This is a genomic window from Arthrobacter sp. K4-10C (assembly GCF_059090085.1).
Map to the genome: position 1 here is coordinate 134197 of NZ_JBNHFI010000002.1, position 11440 is coordinate 145636.

10 protein-coding genes are annotated in these 11440 nt (G+C 64.2%); 3 read left to right on the top strand and 7 right to left on the bottom strand.

Features of this window, described 5'->3' with window-relative positions; genetic code table 11:
- Window positions 1-5 precede the first annotated feature (5 nt).
- From AC5RUU_RS03360 to AC5RUU_RS03375, 4 genes are all read right to left on the bottom strand, one after another.
- A complete protein-coding gene (locus tag AC5RUU_RS03360) occupies window positions 6-1733 on the bottom strand; it encodes an alpha-glucosidase (RefSeq protein ID WP_493973798.1) in 1728 nt (575 codons plus the stop codon).
- The gene (locus AC5RUU_RS03365; protein WP_493973799.1) at window positions 1730-2644 is read right to left on the bottom strand and encodes a carbohydrate ABC transporter permease; all 915 of its coding nucleotides are present in this window, start codon (window positions 2642-2644) and stop codon (window positions 1730-1732) included. The genes AC5RUU_RS03360 and AC5RUU_RS03365 overlap by 4 nt, the downstream gene beginning before the upstream one ends.
- Window positions 2641-3615, bottom strand: coding sequence for a carbohydrate ABC transporter permease (locus AC5RUU_RS03370; protein ID WP_493973800.1), 975 nt, complete (start codon window positions 3613-3615; stop codon window positions 2641-2643). The genes AC5RUU_RS03365 and AC5RUU_RS03370 overlap by 4 nt, the downstream gene beginning before the upstream one ends.
- A 64-nt stretch (window positions 3616-3679) precedes the next feature.
- Window positions 3680-4975, bottom strand: coding sequence for an ABC transporter substrate-binding protein (locus AC5RUU_RS03375; protein ID WP_493973801.1), 1296 nt, complete (start codon window positions 4973-4975; stop codon window positions 3680-3682).
- Window positions 4976-5134: 159 nt separating this feature from the next.
- On the opposite strand from AC5RUU_RS03375, the gene AC5RUU_RS03380 reads away from it, so the two are divergent.
- The 3 genes from AC5RUU_RS03380 to sufU all read left to right on the top strand — a co-directional run bounded on the left by AC5RUU_RS03380 (window position 5135) and on the right by sufU (window position 9005).
- Entirely contained in the window at window positions 5135-6322 is a 1188-nt protein-coding gene (locus AC5RUU_RS03380) for an ROK family protein (protein ID WP_493973802.1), read from the top strand.
- A gap of 886 nt (window positions 6323-7208) precedes the next feature.
- Window positions 7209-8534 (top strand): cysteine desulfurase, encoded by a 1326-nt coding sequence (locus tag AC5RUU_RS03385; RefSeq protein ID WP_493973803.1) that lies wholly within the window; start codon window positions 7209-7211, stop codon window positions 8532-8534.
- A gap of 21 nt (window positions 8535-8555) precedes the next feature.
- Window positions 8556-9005, top strand: coding sequence for a Fe-S cluster assembly sulfur transfer protein SufU (gene sufU / locus AC5RUU_RS03390; protein WP_493973804.1), 450 nt, complete (start codon window positions 8556-8558; stop codon window positions 9003-9005).
- Window positions 9006-9070: 65 nt separating this feature from the next.
- Here sufU and AC5RUU_RS03395 read toward each other — a convergent pair whose 3' ends face one another.
- From AC5RUU_RS03395 to AC5RUU_RS03405, 3 genes are read right to left on the bottom strand one after another with little or no spacing between them, the layout of a single operon-like run.
- On the bottom strand, window positions 9071-9292 hold the full coding sequence (locus AC5RUU_RS03395) for an SCO4848 family membrane protein (RefSeq protein WP_493973805.1): 222 nt from the start codon (window positions 9290-9292) through the stop codon (window positions 9071-9073).
- A 4-nt stretch (window positions 9293-9296) separates the two neighbouring features.
- Window positions 9297-9794, bottom strand: coding sequence for a DUF2505 domain-containing protein (locus AC5RUU_RS03400; RefSeq protein ID WP_493973806.1), 498 nt, complete (start codon window positions 9792-9794; stop codon window positions 9297-9299).
- Between the two features lie 44 nt (window positions 9795-9838).
- Complete coding sequence (locus AC5RUU_RS03405; protein ID WP_493973807.1) at window positions 9839-11344, bottom strand: SDR family oxidoreductase; 1506 nt, start codon at window positions 11342-11344, stop codon at window positions 9839-9841.
- Window positions 11345-11440 lie beyond the last annotated feature (96 nt).

An 11440-nucleotide genomic window follows, 5' to 3' on the forward strand; every position in this document is an offset into this window, starting at 1 on the left:
TTACCTCAGCTGAGACGTTTACGGAGGACGATCACCTCCCAGGGCCGCAATTGCTGGGCGAGGTTAGCGTCAGGCTGGTTATTGAGGAGAACTTCCGCGTGCGCCCATCCGGTTTCGATTTCCGCGCCCAGAGAAACAGATCCGGCGGAGCAATTGGCCAGGACCAGCAGGCTAGTGTCCTCGTTGGTGCGGGTGTAGGCGAACAGTTGCGGGTCCTCCGGGTATAGGAGGGTGAAGCGCCCGTCCACAAGGACAGGCTCTTCGTGACGGAGCCGGACCAGCCGGCGGTACCAGGCAAATACGGAGCCGGGGTCGGTCCTCTGGGCTTCGGCATTGAGCCAGGTGTGGTTGGGGTTCACCGGAATCCACGGCTCGCCGGTGGTGAAGCCGGCGTTCGGTGAAGCGTCCCACTGCACGGGCGTCCGTGCGTTGTCTCGGCCGCCCACGGCGATGCCGGCAAGGAGTTCGGCGGCCTTGCTGCCGTCGCTGCCGGCGAGGGCTTCGCGGTAGTAGTTCAGGCTCTCCAAGTCGCGGAAGTCCTCGATGGTGGAAAACGGCATGTTGGTCATGCCCAGCTCTTCGCCCTGGTAGATGTAGGGCGTGCCGCGCATCAGGTGCAGCACCGTGGCCAGCGCGGTTGCGGATTGGTACCAGTAGTCGGTGTCGTTGCCGAAGCGGGAGACGGCGCGGGGCTGGTCGTGGTTGTTCCAGTAGAGGCTGTTCCAGCCGACGTCCGCCAGGGCTTCCTGCCAGCGGGCGAAGGATTGTTTTACGGCTACCAGGTCCAGGGGCTCGCGGGTGAACTTGCCCCCGGTACCGTGATCCAGGCCCACGTGCTCGAACTGGAAAATCATGTCCAGTTCCTGCCGGGCCTGGTCGGTGTAGAGCCGTGCGAGCTCCGGTGTGGCGTCCACCATTTCGCCCACGGTCATCAGGTCCGCGTCCCGGTGGGAGAACACCTCGCGGTGCATCTCCTGGAGGTAGTCGTGGACCCGCGGCCCGGATCCGTAGAACGGCATCCCGTTGCCCCAAGCTGCGCCGTCCTGTACAGCCCCGTCGGGGAGGTCCGGGTGCTTGGAAATGAAGCTGATGACGTCCATGCGGAAGCCGTCGATACCGCGGTCCAGCCACCAATTCATCATCTGGTAGACAGCGGCGCGGACCTCGGGGTTGTCCCAGTTCAGGTCCGGCTGTTTCCGGGAGAAGAGGTGGAGGAAGTATTGACCGGTGTTCTGGTCCAGTTCCCAGGCGGAGCCGGAGAAGAAGGAGCCCCAGTTGTTCGGTTCGCCGCCGTCACGGGGATCGCGCCAAATGTACCAGTCGCGCTTGGCGCTGCTACGGCTGACACGGGATTCCTGGAACCAGGCGTGTTCGTCAGAGGTGTGGTTGACCACGAGGTCCATGACCAGTTTCATGCCGCGGGCGTGGAGTTCGGCGATGAGTTCGTCGAGGTCCTGCAGCGTCCCGAAGGTGGGGTCCACGGCGTAGTAGTCGCTGATGTCGTAGCCGTTGTCATCTTGCGGCGAGGCGTAGACGGGGGAGAGCCAGACGACGTCGATACCAAGGTCGTCCAGGTGGTCCAGGCGGTTGATGATGCCGCGGATGTCGCCGATGCCGTCCCCGTTGGAGTCAGCGAAGCTGCGGGGATAGACCTGGTAGACGACGGCGGCCTTCCACCATTCATCAGTGGGGCGGAGGCTGGGGTGCCGGAGTGCAGGCTGCAGGGTGGTCACTTGATGGCTCCGATGTTTACGCCGCGCATGAGGGTGCGCTGGAAGAGAAGGAAGAAGATCAGGGCTGGCAGGATGCCTGCCATGGATGCTGCGGCCAGTGCCGTGGGGTCGCTGGTGTACTGGCCGCTGAGGGCGCCCAGGGACACGGAGACGGTTTGGTTGGAAGCGCTTGGCAGCAGGACCAGGGGGAGGAAGAAGTCGTTCCAGGTCCAGATGAAGAAGAAGGTCACCAGCACGGCAAGTGTTGGACGGGTGAGGGGCAGGACGATGACCCGGAGGATCTGGAAGCGGCTGGCTCCGTCCAGTCGGGCGGCCTCGAGGACTTCCGTGGGGAAGGACCCCAGTACCGAGGCGAGCATGTAGGTGCCGAAGGCGCTTTGCAGGACGGCCAGGATGATGGTGACGCCGAGCAGGTTGTCGTAGAGGTTAAGTTCCCGCGAGAGAACGAAGAGCGGGTAAACCAGGGCTTCCTGGGGAACGGTGAAGGCGAGCATGAAGACGGCGAGGATCCACACCCTGCCCTTGAGTCGGCCGATGCCAATGGCGAAGGCGCTGAGCAGGCTCAGCGTTGCGGCGATCAGGGCTACGCTGCCAGAGAGGATGACGCTGTTGAGCAGTTTCTGGTTGAAGTTCACACCCATCCAGAAGTCGATGATCGCCGTGAAGTCCAGTTCGGTGGGAATTCCGATGGGGCCGTCAGAGATGTATTCCGTGGAGGGTTTGAACGCGTTGATCAGGGCGAGCCAGAACGGGAAAATCATCAGTGCCGCGGTCACGGCCAAGAGCACGAGGACGGTCCAGCCGGTGATGCCGCGCCGGCTCCTGGCGCTTCGGTTGGTACGGGTTGCCTTTTGCCGCCGCGGCTCGCGCGTTGATTTGGCTGTCTCAGGGGCGGAGGCTGTGGTGGTCACTTTTCGAATCCCTCGGCGTTGCGGGTCTGGTAGCGCAGCAGGACGATCGCGATGATGGTGACGAGCAGCGCCAGGAGTGAGGCAACGGCGGCGCCGTAGCCCACCTGTGTGGTAGTGAAGAAGTTTGAGTACGAGAAGTAGGCCGGGACGATGGTGCTGGTTCCCGGGCCGCCTTTGGTGAGGACGTAGATCGGGGCGAAGACCTTCAGGGCTGCCACGGAGGTGGTAATTAGCACCACGGCGATTTCCGGGCGCAGCTGCGGGATCGTGATGCTCCAGAAACGTTGGAACCAGCCGGCGCCGTCAATCTCCGCCGCCTCGTACAGGGCAGGGTCTACACGGGACAGTCCGGCCATGAACACCACCACGGTGTAGCCGATCTGCAGCCAGATCAGGACGTTCATGACGGCGAGCATTGCGGTATCGGAGTCACCCAGCCAGTTCTGCTGGAGCCCGCCAAGTCCCAGCCCGTCCAGGACGCTGTTGATGATTCCGTACTGGGGCTGGTATAGCCATTTCCATAGAACGCCCGCCACCACGATAGGGAGGATCTGCGGGAGGTAGAACATGGCGCGGAGGATGCTGGCGGCGCGGGTGCCGAACCTGGGGGCGATGTAGTCGAAGAGGACAGCCGCCAGGAAGACTCCCAGGGCGGTGGGGACGACGGCCATGGCTACGATGAAGGCGCCGCTGTGCAGGAAGGATGCCCAGAACGCGGGGTCAGCCACCAGTCGTAGGTAGTTGTCCAGGCCCACGAACTTGGGGGTGCCGACGCCGCGCCAGCTGGTGAGGCTGTAATAGAGGTTCATGCCGAACGGGATGGCAACAATGGCGATGAAGCCGATGGCGCCGGGCAGGAGGTAGATCCAGTAGCCGAGCGGGGTCTCCCGTGCAGCGCGCCGCGGCGTTCCTGTTGTTCGCGGGGACTTCCGGGATGAGGGGGCCGTAGGGGCCGGGGTGACTGCGGTCATGATGTGTCCTTTTGATGTGGCGGCGCGCCGGCGTGGTGCGCCGCCACATATTTGGGGGGCGGGCCTACTTGCTGGGTTTGCCCTGTTCGTATGCTGCCTTGATGGTCTCCACAGCCTTTGCCGGAGTGATGTTGCCCTGGACCAGGTCGCTGGTCTGGGCAACCAGGACGTCGTTGAGTCCCGGGACGGGCCAGTCGGGGTACCAGCCCAGGCCGCCGTCCTTGCTGTTCAGCAGCTCGTTAAACCTCGGGGTGGTGAGCTTGCCGATCGGGGAGGTGATGGCCGCTTCATCGGCGGCGACAGGAACGGCGCCTTCGTTGCCCAGCAGGTTCTGGATTTCCGGGCTCATGGTGATCTCCATGAAGTCATAGGCGAGTTCCTTGTTGCGTGCCTTTTCTGGGACCACCCAGAGGTTGCCGCCGGAGCCGGGGTGCAGGTCTGTGGCGGGGAAGAGGAACTGGTCGAACTGGAAGTCCTTGATGTCATCGGCAAAGCCGCCGGCCCACCAGGTGCCGGAGACGAAGATGGGGTACTGTCCCGCCGCGAAGGCGTTGCCGGCGTCCTGGGCGCTGACGCCGGTGGAGTCCTTGCTAATGTAACCGCGGTTGGTCCAGTCCTGCACGGTTTGAGCGGCCTTTTCCCAGGCGCTCCAGTCAACCTCGCCTTCGAACTGCTGGTAGGCGGACCAGGCGTCCTTGTCCATGTTGGCCAGTGCCAGTTCGTACAGCAGGTGGGTGCCGGGGTAGTCCTGGGAACCCAAGGCCAGCGGGGTGATCCCTGCGCCGACGAATTTGTCCATCGCCCGTTCCAGCTCTGGCAGCGAGGTGGGCACCTGCAGGTTCTGCTGGGCGAAGAGGTCCTTGTTGTACCAGACCGAAACATACTCGCCATAATTCGTGATGCCGTACCGCTGGCCGGAACCCATGACGCCGTTTTCGTAGAGTCCGACGTCCTGGGCAGTGCTGTCCAGGTCCCAGTTGCGTTCCTTGGCCACGTCCGTGAGGTCAGTCAGCAGCCCTGCCTGCGAAACAACCCCTGCTGTGGCATTGCCCTTCAGGTACTCCAGCACGTCGGGCGCGTCATTGGAATCCAGCAGGAGCTGACCTGACTGCTGCATCTGCTCATAGGTCTTGAGTTCGAACTCGACCTTTACGTCGGGGTGCTTCTCTTCAAAGAGCTCAATGGCACGGTTCCAGCCGGTGGAGAGAGCACTGTCATCGTTCTCCCACCACCAGACCTTGAGGGTTCTGGCCTCGGAAGTCCCTTGCGGGGCAGAACAACCCGACAGGGCCAGTGCGGCGGCCGCAGATGTGGCCAGAGCCGCGAAGGCCCGCCGCGAGAGTTTGTTTTGGATGAACATCGGTGAACTCCGTTGGTCTAAGAGTATGAAAACCCGTCTGCGGGTCTGGTTAAATATTTTGTTCCAAAACTATTAGACGTGTCAACAGTCACTTTTCTGCGTACTCTAGGGGTAGAAAAGTTTACTGACGGAACGAATGCCTCGTGGCAGGATAGTCATGTGAACCCTCAGTCAATGTGGTCCGCGCCGGACGCCTCGCTTCCCGTAGCGATCGAGGTCCTGCGCAGGGGGCCGATTTCCAGGGCCGCGATCGCCCGCCGGCTCCAACTCTCCCCAGGTTCGTTGACACGGCTGAGCACGCCGCTGATCGAGGAAGGCCTGCTCAGAGAGGTGGGGGAGCACAACGACGGCCGGGTAGGCCGACCCACGCGCCTTCTCGACGTCGACGCTGACTCCAGACGTTTCATCGGAATGAAGATCCGAGAAAGCGAGATCATCGCTGCCCAGACGAACCTCCGCGGTGAGATCAGAAGCCACCAAACCGAAGAAATCAAGGATCGAGACCCGGCTGCGGTCATCCAGCAAATCGCAGGGTTAACCCAGCGTTTGGGGCTGGAGAAAGAGATCAGCGGCATCGGTATTGGCATCGGCGGTCTGATTCGAGACCGGAAGTTCGTCATCGACGCCAGGTTCCTCGGATGGAGCAACCTGGACCTGGCGGACATGGTCACTGCAGCAACAGGAATACCGACCTTGATCGACAACGACCTCGTTGCGTTTACCGAATATGAACACTGGTTCGGCGAGGGGAAGGAAGATGACCGCTTCGCCGTGGTCACACTTGGCATCGGAACAGGGTTCGGCCTCGTAGCCAACGGCGCCCTTGTCACGGGGGACGATTACGGTATCGGCCTCGTAGGACACTGGCCGCTGGACCCCACGGGACCCCTTTGTTTTGCTGGCCATCGGGGTTGCGCAACCAGCGTTTTGAATTCTGACTCCATAGCCCGGCATGTTTCCAACGCCCTGGCGCGTGAGGTGGACTACGAACAGGCCCTGGATTTGGCCGAACAGGGCAATCCTGCTGCGAGGCGGGTCGTTGACGACGCTGGACGTGGGCTGGGCAGACTCATCGCGGCCATCTGCAACCTGACACTGCCACAGCGCATCATCATCGCCGGAGAAGGAGTCCGACTCGCCGCAGTTGCGCGCCCTGCCCTCGACGCGGGGATTGCATTGGACCGTGACCCCCGGGCCACCACGCCCCCCATCGTCCTGGCGTCAAAAGATAACGTGCAATGGTGCCGCGGGGCCGCTGTCCTTGCCATACAAGCATTCGTCCACGGGACCCTGCCAGCAACCTCCACCCCTCCCCAGCGACAGTCGAAAAGCGTCGGGATACCATAAATGTCCTGACGCGGGAGTCTCCGGGAAGCTGCGGCTTCTTTGCGTCGAGGACTGCCAGTAAAGCAGCCTTCAGTTGAACGAGGCCGGCCCCAACGGGCCGTCCTCACCTTTCAACACTGGACGAATTTCAAACACTGCACAAAAGGACCTCGCTGTGCCCGGACTGTAGAAGTGTTTTTCCTGTCGTTTTGCTACTGTCCTTCGGATCGTACGTGCGCGCTCCACCGGGCAACCGGTCCTGCGGACGGCTACACCGGATGCCTGGCGTCGGCGCTTCGACCATGACCTCCATAATCCATCCGCTGCTTTCCCTTTGGGTTGCCCCGGCTCCGTCGAACGAAGCTACGCGTTGCTCCGCCAGCGGGCAAAAACAACGTCGGAGAGGCAAGCTGGCCTGCTATCCAAACCACCCCCGCCCGCTGGTAGGAACACAACCATGGGCGAAAAGAAGTCCCGCGCCCTACTCGGGAACGCCGAACGAGAGGGCCCCCCAAACGCCCGCAGGAGTCCGTTGCCAACCTCATGGAGTTCTTAGGTAGCTTCCTAGGTAGTCCCCTCCGGCGGAAATCGAGTACACCCTACTCGTGTACAGGAGGGGGCCGCAGGATTTACTTAAGGAGGCAAAGGAAGCGGCACGCAGGACGCCGCAGAAGTTGCCGTCAGGACATCAAGGCCTCTTTCAACTTCCGGTCCCCAGGGACCGGGCCGAGACGGGGCCGGCGGCGTCAGAGTCTTCTGAGACCGAGACTCTCCCCCCAGCCGTCGCCGGCCCTCCGCTCCGCGGGCTGAAGCCCGGAGCGGCTGTGGCGGCTGCCCCTTCGGGCGGCCGCCACAGCCGTGTGTGGGACAATTGAGTGTCATCCGTTGGCATCTCAAGGAGATCGTTTTGGCCGTAGTATCAACGCCAGCCACCCTGGAGCAGGCGCTCCCGGTCATGGATAATGCCGAGGTGCTGCGCATCCGCAACGACTTTCCGGTCCTGGACCAGCTCGTCAACGGACGTCCCTTGGTCTACCTGGATTCCGGCGCCACTTCGCAGAACCCCCAGAGCGTCATGGAAGCCGAGCAGGAATTCTATGAGCAACGGAACGCGGCGGTTCACCGGGGCGCCCACCACCTTGCGGTAGAGGCCACCGAGGCGTTCGAAGACGCCCGCCAGACGGTGGCAGATTTTGTTGGCGCTGATTATTCCGAGACCATCTGGACGTCCAACGCCACTGAAGGCCTCAACCTGGTCGCCTACACGCTGTCCACCGCCGGGCTGTGGGCTGCCCAGGGACGGGGCGACGCCGGGCTGAAGGACCTCGCGCTGGGCCCCGGTGACGAGATTGTGGTCACCGAGATGGAGCACCACGCGAACCTCATACCATGGCAGGAGCTGGCATTCCGCACCGGCGCTACCCTGCGGCACATCCCCATCGATGATGCCGGAAGCCTCCGGATGGACCAGGCCGCGGAAATCATTGGAAGCCGGACCAAGGTGGTTGCGTTCACCCACGCCTCCAACGTCCTGGGCACCATCAACCCGGTCCGTGAACTGGTGGCACTGGCCCGGGCTGCAGGCGCGCTGGTGGTCCTGGACGCGTGCCAGTCCGCACCCCACATGCCGCTCGACGTCAAGGAACTGGACGTTGACTTCGCCGTCTTCTCCGGGCACAAGATGCTGGCCCCCACCGGCATCGGCGTCCTCTACGGCAAACAGGAACTCCTGGACATCCTGCCGCCCTTCCTGACCGGCGGCTCCATGATCACCACAGTCACCATGGAGCGTGCCGAGTACCTGCCCGCGCCCCAGCGTTTCGAGGCCGGGACCCAGCGGATCTCCCAGGCAGTGGCTTTGGCCGCCGCCGTCAACTACCTCACGGAAACCGGACTGGACCGGATCCACCGGTGGGAGGCGGAACTCGGTGAACGGATGGTGGCCGGCCTCGAATCCCTCCCCGGCATCCGCGTCCTTGGCCCGGAAGCAGGAAGGGAACGCATTGGACTTGCCGCGTTCGACGTCGAGGGAGTCCATGCCCATGACGTGGGGCAGTTCCTGGACTCCCGCGGAATCGCCGTGCGGGTGGGCCATCACTGTGCCCAGCCGCTGCACCGCCGGCTGGGCCTGACGGCCACCACCCGGGCAAGTGCCTACCTGTACAACACCACCGACGACGTGGACCAGTTCCTGGATGCCGTGTCCGGCGTGCGGGCCTACTTCGGTGCCTAGCCGGACGATTGAAGGTAACCAATGAGCCTTGACCAGCTGTACCAGCAGATCATCCTCGACCATTCCAAGGCGCGCCACGGCAGCGGCCTGGCCGGGACCGAAGCCCCCGCAGGGGCTTCCACCGGGCAATCCCACCAGCTCAATCCCGTGTGCGGGGATGAAGTGACCCTGCGCCTGGCAGTGGAGGACGGAAGGATTGCCCAGGTTGCCTGGGACGGGGCCGGGTGCTCGATATCCATGGCCTCGGCCTCGGTGCTCACCGAGCTGGCAGAGGGCATGACCGTGGCAGAGCTGCACGACGTCATTGACAGTTTCCGGGAAGTCCTCCGCTCGCGCGGCAAGGTCCACGCCGACCCGGAACTCCTGGGCGACGCCGCCGCCTTCGAAGGGGTTGCCCGCTACGCTGCCCGGGTCAAATGCGCAATGATCTCCTGGGTGGCCGCGGAGGACGCGCTGAACCAGGCCGCCTGACCGCCTGCCCGCAACGGAGAAAGGCTCTCCTCCCGCCGGGAGGAGAGCCTTTCTGACACACGGAACTATCCGAACAGCCCCATGAAGCCGATGACCGCCGTGGCCGCCCCCAGCACCATGGATACGCTCACCAGCACCACATGGACGGTGAGGAACCTGGTTGCCTTGCCTGCTGCGTCCCGGGCACGGGGATCTTTCATCACCCGGCGCAGGAATTGCGGCCAGACCACCAGCGACCAGACGCCGGCCACGATCAGGACCAGGGCGGCAAAAACGGGCAGCTCCACCGACTTAGTGGCTTTCCAGCCAGGCCTGGGCCTGCTTTGCCTGAAGGTTCAGCGCCTTGGCCACCATGGGCTCGGCAGCGTCAGCGATCTTGCCGCCCAGGAAGGGCACCGAGGACTTGACCTCGCCTTCGAGCTCAACGCGGGTTCCGCTGGCCTCGGCCACCAGGCGCTGGACGGCGGTGACGTCCACCGGTGCGCCGGCGATCTTGAGGGAGATGTTGCTCTGCCGTGAGCCGTCGGCGGCGGGGGCGTTCCAGGTTTCCACCTGCGTCACCTTCAGGTGCTCACCCACGAATTTGCGTGCGATCTCGGGCAGGCGGGTGGTGGGCAGGGTCCGGACGGACGTGGCACTGAACGCCCCGGCGACGTCACCGTCAACGGTGAAGGACTCAAGGTTACCGCCCACCAGCTGGCTGACATGGCGCTGGAAGTCCTCATTCACCAGGACAGCTGCGACGCTGTCGACGGAGTGGGGCAGGGAAGTGGTTGCGCTCAGGGCCATGGGTCCTCCTGGGACATTGGGGAACGGATTTAACTCAAAACATCCTACGGGGTCCCGGCCGGCCGTTCCGCATCGATGAGCTTCTGTGCCGCTCCGGTGACGTTCCTGGCCATTGCCGGGAAGATCAGGCTGTGGAACGGCAGGACTGCCAGCCAGTACAGGCGGCCGCTCAGGCCCTTGGGGAAGAAGATGGCCCGCTGCCGGTAGAGGCTGCCCGTGCCGTCGGGTTCCACAGACAGCTCCAGCCACGCCCGGCCGGGCGCCCGCATCTCGGCGCGCAGCCGCAGCAGCCTTCCCCGGTCGACCCGTTCCACCCGCCACCAGTCCACAACTTCTCCGGCGGCCAGCGTCTTGGGGTGCCGGCGCCCGCGCAACAGTCCGGCACCGCCGGTCAGCTTGTCCAGCCACCCGCGCACCTGCCAGGCCACCGGCAGCGAGTACCAGCCGTTCCGGCCGCCGATTCCTTCAATGATGGTCCACACGTGCCCCGGATCCGCTTCCCCGTGGAAGGTCCGTTCGTCGATATAGACCGTATGGCCGGCCCAGTCCGGGTCGCTCGGCAGGGGATCGGACGCCGCGCCCGCGTTGGCCCAGGTGGTTTCCACCTGCCCGTCCCGTTCCTTGCCCAGCGCCAGGGCGACGGCAGCCCGGTAAGTCGTCAACCCGCCGTCGGGCTGGGGAATGTACTGGTCAATGTCATGCTCGTTGGACACGGCGTCGTGCTGCAGGGACTGGACCAGCGGGAAGGCCATGGACAGCGGGATGGGTGTGGTCAGGGCCACCCACATTCCGGCGAGCTTCGGCGCAGGGACCGGCAGGGCCAGCACCACCCGGTAGGGAAGGCCGGCTTCGGCGGCATACTCCTTCATCATCCGGGCGTAGCTGAGCACCTGGCGGCAGCCCACGTCGAAGGTCCGGTTGATCGGCCCGTGCAAGGACGCGGCGGCCACCAGGTAGTAGAGCACGTCCCGTACCGCAATCGCTTCAATCCGGTTCCGCACCCAGCTCGGCGCAGGCATCAGGGGCAGCGTTTCGGACAGGTGCCGGATCATCTCGAAGGACGCCGAGCCGGAGCCGATCACCACGCCTGCCTGGAAAACAATGGCGTCCACCTGGCCGTCCAGGAACACCTGCCCCACCGCCTCCCGTGAGCGCATGTGGGTGGACAGCTCCACATTCCTTGGATGGAGGCCGCCCAGGTACACGATCCTGCCCACCCCGGCGTCAGCAGCAGCCTGGGCCGCGATGCCCGCCATCGCCTTTTCCTTGGCCTCGAAGCCGGCGCCGGCAGCCATGGAATGCACCAGGTAGTAGAGGACGTCGACGCCGGCCAGTGCTTTCCGCAGCGCGTCGCCGTCGTCCAGGCTGCTTTCCACGACCTCCACCTCGTCCCGCCAGGGCACCTGGGCGATCTTGTCCGGGGAACGCACCAGCACCTTGACGGCGTGGCCGGCCTCGAGGAGCCTGGGCACCAGCCGGCCGCCGATGTAACCGGTGGCTCCCGTCACCAGGACTGTCTTGGGGAAACGCGGTGCATTCGTTCCGGTCATGCTGGCTCCTGTTCGTCCTCAGCGGTTCGGAGCGGCAGGCTGCGCGGACGGGCCGCCCCGGCACAACTGTGGTGGCCCTGCCAGCCTAAAGCACCG

Excerpts from the sequence above, each read along its gene's own strand:
- AC5RUU_RS03370 (WP_493973800.1), bottom strand. The coding sequence starts at position 3,615 with ATGACCGCAGTCACCCCGGCCCCTACGGCCCCCTCATCCCGGAAGTCC.
- AC5RUU_RS03375 (WP_493973801.1), bottom strand. The coding sequence starts at position 4,975 with ATGTTCATCCAAAACAAACTCTCGCGGCGGGCCTTCGCGGCTCTGGCC.
- sufU (WP_493973804.1), top strand. The coding sequence starts at position 8,556 with ATGAGCCTTGACCAGCTGTACCAGCAGATCATCCTCGACCATTCCAAG.
- AC5RUU_RS03400 (WP_493973806.1), bottom strand. The coding sequence starts at position 9,794 with ATGGCCCTGAGCGCAACCACTTCCCTGCCCCACTCCGTCGACAGCGTC.
- AC5RUU_RS03405 (WP_493973807.1), bottom strand. The coding sequence starts at position 11,344 with ATGACCGGAACGAATGCACCGCGTTTCCCCAAGACAGTCCTGGTGACG.